Below are 15,970 nucleotides of genomic sequence, written 5' to 3' on the forward strand. Positions count from 1 at the left end.
GCGTCCGAGATGCTGAAATACGACGTCAAGCCCGAGATCGAGGCCTTCGACCTGTCGCATATCCTGCAGGCCAGGAAGATGGCCGACGACGGGCGGCTGAAGGGCACGCCCTATGTGCAGTTCGTCATGGGCGTGAAGAACGCCATGCCCGCCGACCGCGAGGTGTTCGACTACTACATCCGCACGGTCAGGCGGCTGTTCGGCGAGAACGCGCCCTGGTGCGCGGCGGGCATCGGGCCTAGCCAGATCGTGCTGAACGAATGGGCGATCTCGTCGGGCGGCCACGCGCGCACGGGGCTCGAGGACAACGTGCGGCTGGACCGCGACCGGCTGGCGCCCTCGAACGCCGCACTGGTGCGCCGCGCGGCGGAGCTGTGCGAGAAATACGGGCGCCCCGTCGCCACCTGGCAGCAGGCACGGCAGATCCTCGGGCTCAGGATGCCTGCATGACAATGGCGGGCGGCCTCTGGGGGCAGCTTTACGGAGACGCCGGGATGGAAGGCCCCCACGCCTGCCGACCGCCCGGGCAGCCGCGGAGGTGACGGTCTAAGGCCCGGCTTCGGGGGGGGCAGGACGCAGGACGGCCGCCTACGGCGCTTCGCGATGTTGCCGGACATCGGACCCGTGATAGACTGGCGTCTGGTTCAGGCAAACGGGCAGGCAGATGAGCGCGCATCCGCAGAACGCCGGTTCCCCACATCGCGGGCGGATCGTGGCCTGGGGGTCCGCCGCCCTGCTGATCCTGCTGCCCCTGCTTGCGATGCAGGTCACCAATCAGGTGAACTGGGGTGTCTTCGACTTCGTGGCCGCCGCCCTGCTGATCGGCGGTGCCGGCCTCGGGTGGGAACTGGCGCTGAGGCTGACCCGAAGCCGCGCTTGGCGTGCCGCCATCGCACTGGCGCTTGCGGCGGCCTTTCTGCTGACCTGGGCCGAGCTTGCCGTGGGCGTCTTCGGCCGGTAGGGCGCGACGCCCGGGGGACCGGCGGACAATCCGGTTGACCCGCCGCGCCCTTGTGCCAGAGTTCCGGCCGGCACAGGAGGCAGGGTCATGCTCAAGGGGATCGACGCGCGCATCAGCCCGGACCTGCTGCGGGTCCTGGCCCGGATGGGGCATGGCGACGAGATCGTGATTGCGGATGCGAACTTCCCGTCGGCCGCCGTCGCCCGCCACACGGTCGCCCAAACCGAGTTGCGGATCGACTGCGACGCCGTGGCGGCCCTGCGCGCGATCCTGTCGCTGCTGCCAATCGACAGCTTCGAACCCGATCCCGTCCTGACGATGCAGGTCGTGGACGACCCGGCGGCGGTGCCCGCGGTCGTGGCCGAGGCGGTGCCTCTGCTGGCCGCCGAGGGGCTGCGCCCGGCGGCCCTTGAACGCTTCGCCTTCTATGACCGGGCGCGGCGCGGCTTTGCCGTCCTGCGCACGGCCGAAACCCGCCCTTACGGCAACTTCATCCTGCGCAAGGGCGTGATCTCGGCCTGACGGCCGCCCTCAGATCCGGGCCGCCACCGCCTTCAGTGCCGCCGCCGCCCGGGCGCGGCCCTCCTCGCCCGCCTCGCCGGGATGCTCGATGAAGGCGCAGGTCAGGGCCGCGACGGCCTCGTCCCCGTGGCCGAGCACCGGCACGCTGATGTCCGTCACCCCGCCGAGATGGGCCGAGGGCTCGATCCGGGCGCCCTGCGCGCGGATGGCGCGGAGGTGATCGGCCACCTCGGCCAGCCGCGCCTCGGCTGCGGGGACGCCCCATTGCCCCAGTGTCCCGGCCGCCCGCTCGGGGTTCTGGAAGGCCAGAAGCGTCAGGCCCGAGCTGGTGGCGAACAGGTCCAGAAGCCCGCCGATCCGGGCCCGGAACTCCCAGTGGCCCTGCGGGCTCGCCTGCGCCACGACGATGCCCATGCCGCCCTCGGGGACGACCAGGTGGCAGGATTGGCGGATCTCGCGGGCGAACCCGTCCATCAGGGGCTGCGCCTGCGCGACCAGCCGGCGCAGGGGCGGGTGACGGGTGGACAGCAGGAACAGCTTCATCGTCAGGGCATAGCGGTCGCCCCCCTCGTCGCGGGTGACATAGCCGCGCGCGACCAGCCGTTCCAGCATCCGGTAGATCTGCGAAGGGCCGAGGCCCAGGGCCTTCACGATCTCGGCTCGGGTGAGGCCGCGCGCCTGGTCGGCCAGCACCTCGAGGATGTCGAGCCCCCTGTCCAGCGCGGGCGCGCGGTAGCGGTCCGCCGGGGCCTCGGGCGGCCCGGTCTCGGGCGTGACGGGGGTGGTCATCGAGGTCCTCCGTGCCGGCGGGATGCCCGCGCCCCCGGCTGCCCGGAGGGGCCGGGAGGTGCAAGGAATCTCTTGCGCCGATTTTCCACATATGAATAGCCTGTTCACAAGCGGGCAAGCAGAGACTGGGGAGGTCTGATGCGACTGGCCGGAAAAACCATCCTCGTCACCGCCGCAGGCCAGGGAATCGGCCGCGCCAGCGCCATCGCCCTGGCCACCGAGGGCGCCCGCGTCATCGCCACCGACCGCGACGCGGGGCTTCTGCGCGGGCTGGAGGGGATGGAAACCGCCGCCCTCGACGTCACCGACGCGGGCGCGATCGCGGCAACGGCCGGGCGGGTCGGCCGGCTGGACGGCCTGTTCAACTGCGCGGGCATGGTCGCGCAGGGCAGCCTTCTGGACCTGACGGACGAGGACTGGGACCGCAGCGTCGCGCTGAACGTCACGGCGATGATGCGCCTGACCCGCGCCGTGCTGCCGGGGATGCTGGATCGCGCGGCCGAGACGGGCACCGCCTCGATCCTGAACATGGCCTCCATGGCCTCCTCGGTCAAAGGCTTCGTGAACCGCACCGCCTATGGCGCGACCAAGGCTGCCGTGATCGGGCTGACCAAGGCCATCGCCGCCGATTTCGTGGGTCGGGGCATCCGCTGCAACGCGCTGTGCCCCGGCACGGTGGACACGCCCAGCCTGCGCGGGCGCATCGCCGCCGCCGCCGATCCGGCGCAGGCGGAAAGGGACTTCATCGCCCGCCAGCCGATGGGACGGCTGGCCACGGTCGGGGATATAACGCCGATGGTGGTCTACCTGCTGTCGGACGAAAGCCGCTTCGTTTCGGGACAGGCCATGCTGGTCGATGGAGGCGTGACGATCTAGGCGGGATTCCTTCGTTCAGCTTCGCAGCCAGGGGAGGGGCGGCGGCGCAGATGCTTGATGCACATTGCCATTTCTGGCGGCTGTCGCGGGGCGACTATGGCTGGCTGAACGGAACGGGCGGGCCGCTGGCGCCGATCCGCCGCGATTTCCTGCCCGCCGACCATCCCGGCGCGGGCCGCGTGATCGCGGTGCAGGCCGCGCCCTCGCCGGCCGAGACCGGTTTCCTGCTGGACCTTGCCGCGGCCGAGCCGCGCATCGCGGGCGTGGTGGGCTGGATCGACCTGGCCGACCCCGGCGCGCCCCGCGCCATCGCGGCGCGCGCGGGTGATCCCCTGTTCCGCGGCATCCGCCCCATGCTGCAGGACATTCCCGACACCGGCTGGCTGCTGGAAGCCCCGCGCCCCGAGGCGCTGCGGGCGCTGGCCGACCACGGGATGCGCTTCGACGCGCTGGTCACGCCGCGCCACCTGCCGGTGCTGGCGCGCTTCGCCGCGCGGAACCCGGACCTGCCCCTCGTGATCGACCATGCCGCCAAGCCGCAGCCCGGCGACAAGGCGGACTGGGCCGCCGGAATGCGGGCGCTGGCCGTGGACGGGCGCGTCTTCTGCAAGCTGTCGGGCCTTCTGACCGAGCTGTCCCCGGCCGAACGCGCCGACCCCCTGCCCGCCCTGCGCGCCATCGCGGACCCGCTTCTGGACTGGTTCGGCCCCGGGCGGCTGATCTGGGGCAGCGACTGGCCGGTGCTGACGCTGGCGGGAAGCTATGACGAATGGCTCGACCTGACCGGCGCGCTGCTGGAGGGGCTGGCCGCGCCCGAGCGTCACGCGGTCATGGGCGGCAACGCCGCGCGCTTCTACGGGGTCGAACCATGAACGGACTGGTGCGGATGGAAGGCATCGACAAGCGCTTTCCGGGCGTCCACGCCCTGAAGTCCGTCGATTTCGACCTGCGCGCGGGCGAGGTCCACGCCCTGATGGGCGAGAACGGGGCGGGCAAGTCCACGCTGATGAAATGCCTGTCGGGCGTCTACCAGCCGGACGCGGGCCGCATCCTGATCGACGGCCAGGCGGTCGCGCTGCCCACGCCCAAGGCGGCGCAGGACCTGGGGATCGGCATCATCCACCAGGAACTGGCCCTGATGCGCGACCTGACGGTGGCGCAGAACATCTGGATCGGGCGCGAGCCGCGGCTGTCCTTCGGCCGCATCGACGAGGCGCGCCAGAACGCCGAGGCCGCGGCCATCCTGTCGCGGATGAACCTCGGGATCGACCCGCGCACCCCCGTCTCGCGCCTGACCATCGCGCACCAGCAGATGGTCGAGATCGCCAAGGCGCTGTCCTACCGTTCGCGCGTGCTGATCATGGACGAGCCCACGGCCGCCCTGAACGACGCCGAGATCGCCGAGCTTTTCGCCATCATCGCCCGGCTCAGGGCCGAGGGCGTGGGCATCATCTACATCAGCCACAAGATGGACGAGATCCGGCGCATCTCGGACCGGGTCACGGTCATGCGCGACGGCGCGCATGTCGGCACGGTGGCGGCCGCCGAAACCCCCATCGCGCGGATCATCGCCATGATGGTCGGGCGCGAGCTGACCGACGAGAAGGCCGCGATCCCGGACCTTTCGGCCGCGGAAACGGCGCTCGAGGTGCGCGACCTGTCGCGGGGGCCCGAGCTGCGCGGCATCTCCTTCAGCCTCAGGCGGGGCGAGATCCTGGGCTTCGCGGGCCTGATGGGGGCGGGGCGGACGGAACTCGCCCGCGCGATCTTCGGGGCCGAGCCGGCCGACGCGGGCCGCATCCTTGTCCACGGACGGGAGGTCTCGATCCGCAGCCCCGCCGACGCGGTCCGCGAGGGGATCGGCTACCTGTCCGAGGACCGCAAGCATTATGGCCTCGCCCTCGGCATGGACCTGCGCGCCAACATCGCCATGGCGAGCCTGCCGCGCCATGCCGACGCCATCGGCCGCATCGACGAGCAGGCGCTGGGGCGGATCGCCCGCGACTACATCGAGCGGCTGCGCATCCGCACGCCCGGCGACTGGCAGGAGGTGCGGCTTCTGTCGGGCGGCAACCAGCAGAAGGTCGTGATTGCCAAGTGGCTGCTGCGCGACTGCGACATCCTGATCTTCGACGAGCCGACGCGCGGCATCGACGTGGGCGCCAAGGCGGAAATCTACCGGCTGCTCGGCGACCTGGCGGCGGGCGGCAAGGCGATCATCGTGATCTCGTCCGAACTGCCCGAGGTACTGCGCCTGTCGCACCGCATCGCGGTCATGTGCGAAGGGCGGCTGACCGGCATCCTGCCCGGCGGGGCCTCGCAGGAGGCGATCATGGAACTGGCAACGCAGCGCGAGGGGGCGGCGGCATGAGCGAGGCCACGGCAAGGCCGTCGGGCACGGCGGACAAGGGACCGGCCCGCGCGGGCGGGGCGTATCAGAAGCTTCTGGCCTTCGCGGGCCTGATGGTGCTGGTGGCCGGCTTCTCGCTGGCCAGCCCCAGCTTCCTGCGGACCGACAACATCATCTCGATCCTGCAGGCGACCTCGGTCAACGGGGTGCTGGCGGTGGGGGTGACGCTGATCATCATCACCGGGGGGATCGACCTGTCGATCGGCACGCTGATGACCTTCTGCGCGGTGGTCGCGGGGGTGGTGCTGACCTGGATGGGGGCGCCGCTGCCGCTGGGGGTGCTGGCCGCCATCGCCACCGGCGCGCTGGTCGGGCTGGTTTCGGGCACGCTGGTCGCGCGCGCGAAGATCCCGCCCTTCATCGCCACGCTGGGGATGATGCTGGTGCTCAAGGGCCTGTCGCTGATCGTGACCGGGACCAAGCCGATCTACTTCAACGACACCGAAGGCTACACCGCGATCTCGCAGGGCTCGGTGGTGGGGCGGCTGATCCCGCAGTTCCCGCTGCCGAACGGGGTCTTGGTGCTGTTCGCCGTCGCCGGGGCGGTGGCCTGGATCCTGGGGCGGACCGTGCTGGGGCGCTATACCTTCGCCTTGGGGTCCAACGAGGAGGCGGTGCGCCTGTCGGGCGTCGACACCGGCCGCTGGAAGATGGCCATCTATGCCCTGTCCGGCGGCATCGTCGGCATCGCGGGGCTGCTGATCTCGAGCCGGCTGAACTCGGCCCAGCCCGCGCTGGGGCTCGGCTACGAACTCGAGGCGATCGCGGCCGTGGTCATCGGGGGCACGTCGCTGTCGGGGGGACGGGGGACGGTGCTGGGCACGGTAATCGGGGCGCTGATCATGTCGGTGCTGACCAACGGGCTGCGCGTCCTGTCGGTCGCGCCGGAATGGCAGACGGTGGTGACCGGCGTGATCATCATCGCGGCGGTCTATGCCGACCAGCTGCGGCGGCGCGGCGCCGCCTGAAGGTCCGGGGGGTGGAGGCCCCCCTGCCCCGGGATCTCCGGGGCGGGACATGAATGCGTGAACCACAGGGAGGACACCATGTTCACACGACGGCAGATGATGGGCGCGGCAGCCGCGCTTTCGTTCCTGGCCAGCACCGGCGCGGGCGTCGCGCAGGATCTCTACATCCCGCTGATCTCCAAGGGCTTCCAGCACCAGTTCTGGCAGGCGGTGAAGACCGGCGCGGACAAGGCCGGCCAGGAGATGGGCGTCCGGGTCAGCTTCGACGGCCCCGACAACGAGACCCAGGTGGACAAGCAGATCGACATGCTGGCCGCCGCGCTGGCCAACAAGCCCGCCGCCATCGGCATCGCCGCGCTGGACAGCCAGGCCGTGATCCCGCTGCTGAAGAAGGCGCAGGCCGAGGGCATCCCGGTGATCGCCTTCGACTCGGGCGTGGAAAGCGACATCCCGCTGGCCACCGCCTCGACCGACAACAAGGCCGCCGCGGCGCTGGCCGCCGACAAGCTGGGCGAGATGATCGGGGGCAAGGGCAAGGTGGCCGTGGTCGCCCACAACCAGACCTCGCTGACCGGCATCGACCGGCGCGACGGCTTCCTTGACCAGATGAAGTCCAGGTACCCCGAAGTCGAGGTGGTGGCGGTCGAATACGGCGACGGCGACCACCTGAAATCGACCGAGATCACAAAGGCGATCCTGGCGGCGAATGCCGACATCAAGGGTATCTTCGGCACCAACGAGGGCTCGGCCGTGGGGGTCCTGAACGGCGTGCGCGAGATGGGCGCCAAGGTCGTGGTGGTGGGCTTCGATTCCGGCAAGGCCCAGAAGGATGCGATCCGCGAGGGCGTGATGGCGGGCGCCATCACCCAGAACCCGGTCGGCATCGGCTACGAGACGGTCAAGGCCGCCGTCGCCGCCAGCAAGGGCGAGACGCTGCCCAAGACGATCGACACCGGCTTCTACTGGTATGACAAGACCAACATCGACGATCCGGCGATCGCGGCGGTTCTTTACGACTGATCGGGACGAAACAGGCCCGGGGGCCGCGCGCCGCCGGGCCGTGCGAACGAGGATTTCATGAAACTTCTGCGCCATGGCCCGCCGGGTCGGGAAAAGCCGGGCCTTCTGGACGGCGAGGGCCGCATCCGCGACCTGTCGGCCCATGTCGATGACATCGCCGGCGAGGCGCTGACCCCCGAAGGGCTGGCGCGGATCTCCGCGCCGGACCCCCGCGGCCTTCCGGCTATCGAGGGCAGCCCCCGCATCGGCCCCCGGCTGGACACGCCCGACGAGGCGGGCGACGTGGACGGCCGGCGCTTCCAGGACGGCTCGACCGCGACCATGATCTTCAAGGTGCCGCGGATCATCGCCCATCTCGGCCGCTTCCTGCCGCTGCAGCCGGGCGACGTGATCTCGACCGGGACGCCCCCCGGCGCGGGGCCGGGGCAGAAGCCGCCGGTCTGCCTGAAGGGCGGCGAGGTGATGCGCCCGGGGTTCGAGGGCTTGGGCGAGAGGACCCGGAAGGTGGTGCAGGCATGACCCGGATCACCGGCCTGCGCACGGTGGACGTGCGCTTCCCGACCAGCCGGGCGCTGGACGGCTCGGACGCGATGAACCCCGATCCCGACTATTCGGCGGCCTATGTCATCCTGGACACCGACGGCCCCCACCGGGGCCATGGCCTGACCTTCACCATCGGGCGCGGCAACGAGATCTGCGTGGCCGCCATCGAGGCGCTGCGCCCGCTGGTCGTGGGCCTCGACATGGACTGGGTCACGGCGGACATGGGCCGCTTCTGGCGCCATGTCACGGGCGACAGCCAGTTGCGCTGGATCGGCCCGGACAAGGGCGCGATCCACCTGGCCACCGGCGCCGTGGTCAACGCCGCCTGGGACCTGTGGGCCAAGATGGAGGGCAAGCCGGTCTGGCGGCTGGTGGCCGACATGACGCCCGAGGAGATCGTGCGCCTGATCGACTTCCGCTATCTCACCGACTGCATCACGCCCGACTGGGCGCTGGACTTCCTGACGCGGCAGGCCGGGGGCAAGGCGGAACGGCGCGCCATTCTCGAACGCGAGGGCTATCCCTGCTATACCACCAGCGCGGGCTGGCTGGGCTATGACGACGCCAAGCTGCGGCGCCTGTGCCGCGAGGCAGTCGAGGCGGGCTTCAGGCACATCAAGATGAAGGTCGGCCGCGACCTCGACGACGACATCCGCCGCCTGACCATCGCCCGCGAGACGGTCGGGCCAGACGTCAACCTGATGATCGACGCCAACCAGGTGTGGGAGGTGGACGAGGCCATCGACTGGGTGCGCCGGCTGTCCTTCGCGGACCCCTGGTTCATCGAGGAGCCGACCAGCCCCGACGATGTCGCCGGCCACCGCCGCATCCGCCAGGGCGTGGCCCCGGTCCAGGTCGCCACCGGCGAGATGTGCCAGAACCGCATCATGTTCAAGCAGTTCATCATGGAGGGCGCGATCGACGTGGTCCAGATCGACGCCTGCCGGCTGGGGGGCCTGAACGAGGTGCTGGCGGTCATGCTGATGGCCGCGAAGCACGGGCTGAAGGTCTGCCCGCACGCGGGCGGCGTGGGCTTGTGCGAATATGTCCAGCACATGTCGATGATCGACTACCTGTGCATCGCGGGCACGCGCGAGGGCCGGGTCATCGAATACGTGGACCACCTGCACGAGCATTTCCTCGACCCCGTGCGGATCGAGAACGCGGCCTACATGCCCCCGCGCCTGCCCGGCTTCTCGATCGAGATGAAGCCCGAAAGCCTCGAAACCTACCGGTTCGGGGGCTAGGGCATGGACCTTCACCTCAAGGGCAAGGTCGTTGTCGTCACGGGCGGCGGCTCGGGCATCGGGGCGGGCATCACCGAGGTGCTGGCCGAGGAAGGCGCGCGGCCCGTGATCCTTGCCCGCCGCCCGCCCGACGCGGGCTGGCTGTCGCGGACCGGCGCGGATTTCGTGCCGGTGGAGCTGTCGGACGACGAGGCCTGCCGCGCCGCGGTCGAAGCCGTCCGCGCCCGCCACGGGACCGTCCACGGCCTGGTCAACAACGCGGGCGCCAATGACGGCGTGGGGATCGGGGCCGGGCCCCGGGCCTTCCGCGCCAGCCTGGATGCGAACCTCGTGCATTACTACACGATGGTGCACCTGCTGGCCGACGACCTGCGCGCCAGCCGCGGCGCGATCGTCAACATCAGCTCGAAGACGGCGGTGACGGGGCAAGGGGGCACCTCGGCCTATGTGGCGGCCAAGGCGGCGGAACTGGGGCTGACGCGGGAATGGGCGGTCGATTTCCTGCCCCACGGGGTGCGCGTCAACGCCATCGTCGTGGCCGAGGTGATGACGCCGCTTTACCGCCGCTGGCTGGACAGCCTGCCCGACCCCGCCGGAAGGCTGCGCGACATCACCGCCCGGATCCCCCTGGGGGCGCGGATGACGACGGCGCGCGAGATCGCCGACAGCTGCGCCTTCCTGCTGTCGGACCGCGCAAGCCACACCACCGGGCAGTGGATCTTCCCCGACGGCGGCTATACCCATCTGGACCGCGCGATCATGGGGCCGCAGCCCTCCTGATCCGGCGCCGGGGGCGATGGCGCCCCCGCGCGTCCGCCCTTGGCGCCCCGGCCCTGCGGCGTGACGGTGCCCTCGCTCTCACGGGTGGAGGGAAGCCTGCGGCAGCGCCGGCGCGCGGCCAGCCTTTCGGCGGGACGAACCTCGCCTGCACCCGTCATCCGCCCTTCCGGCGCAGGGCTGCCCGGCCCGATGCCGGCCGGGAAAGGGTCAGTGATACCGCAGCGGAAGGGTGAACCCGGATCCGTGCACAGGGGCGGCATGGGCGTTCCAGCCGAGCGTGGCCTGCGCAAGCGCACCGAGCGGCGCGCAGCCCAGGGCGCAGGCCACATAGCCGCAGGCCGGGCATTCGAGGATGGCCTGCCACATCCGGATGCTTTCGGCGTCGATGGAGACCGAGGGCGGCAGGTCCGTTCCGCAACAGCATGTCTCGATGTCGGATGCCAAACGCCGTCTCCTTTGCAGCGGCCTGGGAACGCCAGGGTTCCTGATAGCCCGAGATTGGTCGGTTGTCCCGATGGAATGATGTTCGGCCATGTATCTGCGGCAGTGTGGCCGGATGAACACAGTCGCATCCCGGCGCAGCGGCCGGCCGGAACGCAACGTCACTGCAACCTCAGGTGGTTACACGGGAAAGTTGATGGCCCGGCGATGAACTTCGCGCGGCGGAAGCCGTTGCCCTTCCGTCTACCGACATCGCAGCCAGGAAGTCCCATGCACGCCCTTTCGCTTCGGCCGAACCCGAATCTGTCCGCCCTTCGCGCCTGTGCGCCGGGTCCCCGCCTCACGGCCGAGGAGTGGGAGCTGATCCTGAAGGCCGTCAGCGCCTACAGGCACAACGCGACCTACCGGGACCTTTATGACAAGCTCGCGCGCCGGAAGCTCTGATCCCGATTTCCCCCCGCCCGCCTGCCGCGCGAAAGGGCGGCCCCGCGAATTGCAGCCTCATGGCGCTTGATTGCCGAACATCGGGGTTTGGACGTAGAGGGTGATGGACATTGCCTCGGCGACCGCGCTTGCTGCTTCAGGGCGTCCCTCGGCATGGACCAGTCCAGAGATCATGTTCGGCAATAGCGGTGAAGTCGTTGACTGTGAGTGTTGAGAAGGGGTGCGGCCAGGCGGGCAATGAGGGCCAGCCCGGATGGGACGAGGCCGACCGGCTCGCCGCGCTTCTGCGCTATGGCATCCTCGACACGCCGCCCGAACCCGAGTTCGACGACATCACCCGCGTGGCCGCGCTCGTCTGCAGGGCCCCGATGGCGGTGGTCAACCTGGTCGCGGATACGCGCCAGTTCTTCAAGTCCGAGGTCGGGCTCGGTGTGCGCCAGATGCCGCTGGACGTGTCGATCTGCGCCCGCGCGATCCTCGAGCCGGACATCCTGGTCGTCCCGGACCTGGCGGAGGACCAGCGCTTCAACTGCAATCCGCTGGTGACCGGAACCCCGAACCTGCGGTTCTATGCGGGCGCCCGGCTGGACACACCCGAAGGACTGCCGCTCGGGACGGTCTGCGTGCTGGACTATCGGCCCCGTCCCGAGGGACTGACGGCCGAGCAGCGCGAGGTGCTGCGCGCGCTTGCCCGCCAGACCATGGCGCATCTGGAACTGAAGCGGACGATCGAGGCCCGCGACCTGCTGGCGCGCGAATTGTCCCACCGCATCAAGAACGTCTTCAGCGTGGTCAACGGCCTGGCGTCCGCCTCGGCGCGCGACAGCGAGGCCCGCGCCTTCGCCGCGGCCTTCCGGCAGCGCATCGGTGCCCTTGCACGGGCGCATGACTATGTTCTACCGGGCAGCGTCTCGGCCCGAAACGCGGGTGAAAGCACCCTGAAGGGCATGCTGGAGGTGCTGCTGCGGCCCTATGACGCGGATGGCACGCGGGTGCGGATCACGGGCGACGACCTGCCGCTGGGGCAGTCCGCCGCAACGACGCTGGCCCTGATCCTGCACGAGCATGCGACGAACGCCATCAAGTACGGAGCGCTCTCGACCCCGGAGGGCCGGGTGCATGTGGACTGCCGGGCCGACGGGGCGAGCTTCGAGATCACGTGGGAAGAACGGGGCGGTCCCGCCACCTCGGGTCCTCCGGCCGAAACCGGCTTCGGCACGATGATGGTGTCAAGCGGCATCGACAGCCTGGGCGGTACCATGACCCCCGAATGGGCGGCTTCGGGCCTGCGGGTGACGCTGTCGATGCCCTTGAGAAGCCTGGCAGGGTAAGCCTTCCCCGCCGCGCATGGCCCGGCTTTGAGCCTCGGCGCCTAGTGCGGCAGGCTGGGCCGGTGGCCGGAACCGCTTCGGCGACCGGAAAATCGGCCCTGCCCTTGCAGGGTTTTTCCTCTGCGATCGCCGCAGCCTGAACGACCGTGGCGCGGTGATCTCGACTGCTGGACCCGCCCGCTGCGGCTGTGCCGGGCCGATGCGCTGGCCCGGAACCGCAGGGATCAGGTCGTGGCCGGGGCGATCAGGTCGAGCGTCGGGAAATAGGTGGCATAGCGCGCGCGGTCGCGGGTCAGCAGCCGATAGCCGCGCACGGCGGCATGGGCGCCGATGTAGAAGTCCGGCAAGGGCGAGCGGCGGGCACCGCCCCTGCGCCGGTAGGTCAGGAAGACCTTGCCGGCCAGGAAGCCGGCCGCCCAGGGCAGGGGCTCGCGCGCGAAGACGTCGTCCGGCAGCAGGGCGTCCAGCGTCTCGATGCGGGCATGGGCGACCGAGACCTCGGCGTAGATCAGCGGGTTGATGACCAGCCGAGCCCCCTGCCCTTCCCGCGCCAGCGCCTCGGCCGACCATGCGGCCCAGTGCGGATCGTCCGTGGCGATGTCGATCAGGATGTTCGAATCGACCAGAACCGGCGTCATTCGCGCGTCAGCGCCATGATCTCATCCGTGGTCAGCCCCGTATCCGCGCTGCCCCGCAGCCGGGTCAGGGCATGGCTCAGCGCCTGCGCCCGCTCGGATCGCAGCCGGTCCGAGGGGATCACCCGCACCAGTCCGTCGTCGCCCAGGACGAAATCGACCTCGGTCCCCGGATGAAACCCGGCCGCGTCGCGAATGGTCTGGGGGATCGTGACCTGCCCCTTGATGGTGATGCGCATGGGTACCCTCGGTTGGTATTACTTAAGGTAATGCGCCTCTTGCCCCAAAGCAAGGGGACAGGATTTGTTCACAGTCCCAGTTACTTGAGCGTCTTTCCAACTGGCAATTTCCATCCTTGTCCGCAGGAAATTGCCAGTTGGCAATTTCCAGTATTCACCCGAAGCGCTCGGCAAGGAAACGGTCCAGTTCGGCCCGCAGCGTCGGCTCGTCGAGGTCGCGGTCGAATTGCAGCGTGACCTCGCGTCCTCGCTCGCGGATGCGCAGCTTGCCCGAAGGCGCCGTCTGTTTCGCAGGCGGCAGGGTGGCCGACTTCAGCCGGGCCAGCACGCGCGGGACGGGGACGAACGGCCCCTGCCCTGCCCGCGCGCTGTCCTGCTCGGCGGCGATCGCCTCGGCCTCGGCCAGAACCTTGTCGCCGGAGTCGGTCAGCAAGGGCCGCAGGATGCGGGCATGCAGTTCCTTTAGGTCGGTGATCTGCGGCCAAGCGCGAACGACCACCTCCGGCAGCCGCGCGAGATACAGGTAGCGCGACAGCCAGGCCTCGGACACCTCGAGCCGCGCGGCCATCGCCTTCTGCTTGCCGCCGTAATAAAGCTCCAGCGCCTTGGCATAGTCCCGCGCGCGTTCGTAATCCGACAGGTCCGCCCGGTCACGGTTCTCGATATCGGCAAGGCGGAAGGCTTCCTCGTCGGTCAGGTCGCGGACCTCGACCAGATAGCGGAACTGCGGATAGTTGTTCGCCCGCAGCCACGAGATCGCGAAGTGCCGCCGGGCGCCGCAGATCACCTCGTATTCCGCGCCCTCGCCCTGGCGGCGGCGGACGATGGCGGGAAACTCCTGCTGGCCCTGGGCGCGAAGGCTGTCGATCAGGTCGCGGCAGTTGGCCTCGGTCAACAGGTCGTAGGCGCGGTTGTGGCGTTCCCACATGACGCAGGTGGCGGGGTCGACCCAGCGCAGCACCTTCTCCTCGCGCGTGCCGCTTTCGGCCAGGGCGTTCGAGCGCTTGAGGAACCGTGCGCCGCCCTTTTCCGCGACGGGCGCCGGTTCGTCCATGTCGCGCAGGACATCGTCGAAGATCGCGTTATGGCGCTTGCTCACAGCAGTCCCTCCTTGCGCAGATCGCGGTGGTGGCTGGGCCAGGTCTTGCGGGCCAGCAGCTCGACCTCGCGCCCCACGGCATCCAGATAAGCACGGCAGCGCTTGTGCGTCTCGGTCCGCGTGGCGGCGCCCGTCATCTCGTAGACGGTCATCAGGTTGGCCGAGGCATTGTCGATCTCGGCGCTGTCCTTCAGCACCGACAGCAGCATGTCCTGCGGAAAGACCGCGTCCATCATCCGCTTGATCGCCTGATGCGCCGACTTCTGTTCGTTCATCTTCGAGGTCAGGATCTTGACGAAGCTGTAATGCCGTTCGCCCCCGTGTCGCGCGAGTTCGGCCAGCGTCGCTTCCAGCATCTTCAGGAAATGCGCGGTCGAGGCGAAGTCGATGTTGTTGGGCGGCGCCGGCACCAGCAGCGCGTTGGCCGCGCGCAGCACCGACAGCGACAGCATCCCCAGCGCGGGCGGCGGGTCCAGCAGGATGATGTCGAACTGGTCCGCGATACTTTCGACACCCTCGCGCAGGCGGTCGAGGATGAAGGCCGGGTCGCGCGCCATCCGGGCCGCGAATTCATATTCGGCATCGTAAAGGCCGAGGTTTGCCGGGACAATCGCGATGCCCGGCCAGTAGGTCGCCCGCAGCGCATAATGCAGGGTCTTTGGCCCGCCGTGGCGCAGGAAGGGATAAAGCGTGTCCTCTTCCTCGTCCACGTCCACGTCGGGGTTCAGTCCGAAGACGGCGGTTGTGGACGCCTGGCTGTCGCAGTCGATGATGCAGACGCGATACCCCTTGAGAGCGAAGTACTGCGCCAGATGGGTGACGATGGTGGACTTGCCGACGCCGCCCTTGAAGTTCTGCACGGCCAGGACCAGCGGCGGATCGTCGGGCGCGCGATGCGGCAGGGTGCCGAAGACCTCGCGCATCCGCGCGATGTCGGCCAGCGAATAGCCCCGCCGGCGCCCGGTGTCCTCGTCCTTGTCGGGGGATGGCAGCCGGCCGTCGCCCTCGGCGTCGCGGATCGCCTTTTCCGAGCGGCCGACCATCTCGGCGGCGGTGCGGACATTGAAGCGCAGATCCAGCTGCTTCTGCGTGCCCGGCGCGAAGACGCGCTCGCGTAGCCGGTCGATCACGGTAGCGGCGCGGCGGCTGAGGACGGAAAGCTCGTCAAGCGTGACGGGCGGAAGAGCACTGTCCATGATGCGGGTCCCTTGTTTGCGGGAACCATGCACTTTCGGGGCCTTGCCGTAAAGTTCGCTCATACCGGCTTCATGGCTCAAAAACCGAAAGATGACCGCCAAGGCGCTAGGGAGCGATTCTGCGAGGCTTCCGGTATCCTGAACCGCACCTGCAAGGGGCTCAGTCGTCCCGATCCGTAAGAGATGAGGCGTGCGACAAGAGGCACTTTCCAGAACCCTGTGGATAACAAACAACCTTTCAGTTCAGGATTCTTCTTGTTCACAGTTCGGCAGGCGCAAGTGTTTGGAATAACGTAAAAAATCGCCGCAAATCCTACATCTTGGGACGGTATGCGCTACGTTTCGGGCGTGCTGCCGCTACGAATCGGGACCGCTCGACTTACCTTCCGGGTGAAGGCCAAGGCTTACCTTTCGGGTGACGGCCCCAAGCGCCGGAAAAGGGCTGAAAATATCGAGCAAGAACAGGGAT

19 protein-coding genes are annotated in these 15,970 nt (G+C 69.3%); 13 read left to right on the forward strand and 6 right to left on the reverse strand.

The window, feature by feature from the left end:
* The 3 genes from CK240_RS14515 to CK240_RS14525 all read left to right on the forward strand — a co-directional run.
* On the forward strand, positions 1-450 hold a 450-nt coding region (locus tag CK240_RS14515), incomplete at its 5' end, for a beta-keto acid cleavage family enzyme (protein WP_135058849.1).
* A 214-nt stretch (positions 451-664) separates the two neighbouring features.
* On the forward strand, positions 665-961 hold the full coding sequence (locus CK240_RS14520; RefSeq protein WP_205957855.1) for a hypothetical protein: 297 nt from the start codon (positions 665-667) through the stop codon (positions 959-961).
* Positions 962-1,048: 87 nt separating this feature from the next.
* On the forward strand, positions 1,049-1,483 hold the full coding sequence (locus CK240_RS14525) for an RbsD/FucU family protein (RefSeq protein WP_095641059.1): 435 nt from the start codon (positions 1,049-1,051) through the stop codon (positions 1,481-1,483).
* Positions 1,484-1,492: 9 nt separating this feature from the next.
* On the opposite strand, the gene CK240_RS14530 is transcribed toward CK240_RS14525, so the two are convergent.
* Positions 1,493-2,272, reverse strand: a complete 780-nt coding sequence (locus CK240_RS14530; protein WP_095641060.1) for an IclR family transcriptional regulator — start codon at positions 2,270-2,272, stop codon at positions 1,493-1,495.
* Between the two features lie 138 nt (positions 2,273-2,410).
* On the opposite strand from CK240_RS14530, the gene CK240_RS14535 reads away from it, so the two are divergent.
* The 8 genes from CK240_RS14535 (at position 2,411) to CK240_RS14570 (ending at position 10,116) form a co-directional block, all read left to right on the forward strand.
* Positions 2,411-3,148 (forward strand): SDR family oxidoreductase, encoded by a 738-nt coding sequence (locus tag CK240_RS14535; protein ID WP_095641061.1) that lies wholly within the window; start codon positions 2,411-2,413, stop codon positions 3,146-3,148.
* Between the two features lie 50 nt (positions 3,149-3,198).
* Entirely contained in the window at positions 3,199-4,020 is an 822-nt protein-coding gene (locus tag CK240_RS14540) for an amidohydrolase family protein (RefSeq protein ID WP_095641062.1), read from the forward strand.
* Entirely contained in the window at positions 4,017-5,519 is a 1,503-nt protein-coding gene (locus CK240_RS14545) for a sugar ABC transporter ATP-binding protein (RefSeq protein ID WP_095641063.1), read from the forward strand. The genes CK240_RS14540 and CK240_RS14545 overlap by 4 nt, the downstream gene beginning before the upstream one ends.
* Positions 5,516-6,526 (forward strand): ABC transporter permease, encoded by a 1,011-nt coding sequence (locus tag CK240_RS14550; protein WP_095641064.1) that lies wholly within the window; start codon positions 5,516-5,518, stop codon positions 6,524-6,526. The genes CK240_RS14545 and CK240_RS14550 overlap by 4 nt, the downstream gene beginning before the upstream one ends.
* Positions 6,527-6,604: 78 nt before the next feature.
* Positions 6,605-7,546 carry an ABC transporter substrate-binding protein gene (locus CK240_RS14555; protein WP_095641065.1) on the forward strand — a complete coding sequence of 314 codons (942 nt, stop codon included), beginning with the start codon at positions 6,605-6,607 and terminating at the stop codon, positions 7,544-7,546.
* Positions 7,547-7,603: 57 nt separating this feature from the next.
* Positions 7,604-8,065, forward strand: coding sequence for a fumarylacetoacetate hydrolase family protein (locus CK240_RS14560; protein ID WP_095641066.1), 462 nt, complete (start codon positions 7,604-7,606; stop codon positions 8,063-8,065).
* On the forward strand, positions 8,062-9,336 hold the full coding sequence (locus tag CK240_RS14565) for an L-fuconate dehydratase (RefSeq protein ID WP_095641067.1): 1,275 nt from the start codon (positions 8,062-8,064) through the stop codon (positions 9,334-9,336). The genes CK240_RS14560 and CK240_RS14565 overlap by 4 nt, the downstream gene beginning before the upstream one ends.
* A gap of 3 nt (positions 9,337-9,339) precedes the next feature.
* The gene (locus CK240_RS14570) at positions 9,340-10,116 is read left to right on the forward strand and encodes an L-fucose dehydrogenase (protein ID WP_095641068.1); all 777 of its coding nucleotides are present in this window, start codon (positions 9,340-9,342) and stop codon (positions 10,114-10,116) included.
* Between the two features lie 207 nt (positions 10,117-10,323).
* Here CK240_RS14570 and CK240_RS14575 read toward each other — a convergent pair whose 3' ends face one another.
* A complete protein-coding gene (locus CK240_RS14575; RefSeq protein ID WP_095641069.1) occupies positions 10,324-10,560 on the reverse strand; it encodes a hypothetical protein in 237 nt (78 codons plus the stop codon).
* Positions 10,561-10,827: 267 nt separating this feature from the next.
* Between CK240_RS14575 and CK240_RS18740 the strand changes: the two genes are divergently transcribed.
* Positions 10,828-11,001, forward strand: a complete 174-nt coding sequence (locus tag CK240_RS18740; RefSeq protein WP_167650064.1) for a hypothetical protein — start codon at positions 10,828-10,830, stop codon at positions 10,999-11,001.
* 203 nt (positions 11,002-11,204) lie between these two features.
* A complete protein-coding gene (locus CK240_RS18745; RefSeq protein WP_205957856.1) occupies positions 11,205-12,332 on the forward strand; it encodes a sensor histidine kinase in 1,128 nt (375 codons plus the stop codon).
* 224 nt (positions 12,333-12,556) lie between these two features.
* Here the strand turns inward: CK240_RS18745 and CK240_RS14585 are convergent, their stop codons facing one another.
* The 4 genes from CK240_RS14585 to CK240_RS14600 form a co-directional block, all read right to left on the reverse strand.
* Positions 12,557-12,970, reverse strand: coding sequence for a type II toxin-antitoxin system VapC family toxin (locus CK240_RS14585; protein ID WP_095641070.1), 414 nt, complete (start codon positions 12,968-12,970; stop codon positions 12,557-12,559).
* Positions 12,967-13,206: an AbrB/MazE/SpoVT family DNA-binding domain-containing protein gene (locus CK240_RS14590; RefSeq protein WP_095641071.1), complete on the reverse strand. Its 240-nt coding sequence runs from the start codon at positions 13,204-13,206 to the stop codon at positions 12,967-12,969. The genes CK240_RS14585 and CK240_RS14590 overlap by 4 nt, the downstream gene beginning before the upstream one ends.
* A gap of 154 nt (positions 13,207-13,360) precedes the next feature.
* A complete protein-coding gene (locus CK240_RS14595; protein WP_095641072.1) occupies positions 13,361-14,305 on the reverse strand; it encodes a ParB/RepB/Spo0J family partition protein in 945 nt (314 codons plus the stop codon).
* A complete protein-coding gene (locus CK240_RS14600) occupies positions 14,302-15,501 on the reverse strand; it encodes an AAA family ATPase (RefSeq protein WP_095641112.1) in 1,200 nt (399 codons plus the stop codon). Before CK240_RS14600 ends, CK240_RS14595 begins: the two co-directional genes overlap by 4 nt.
* Between the last annotated feature and the right edge of the window lie 469 nt (positions 15,502-15,970).

The organism is Paracoccus salipaludis (assembly GCF_002287065.1).
Classification (GTDB): domain Bacteria; phylum Pseudomonadota; class Alphaproteobacteria; order Rhodobacterales; family Rhodobacteraceae; genus Paracoccus; species Paracoccus salipaludis.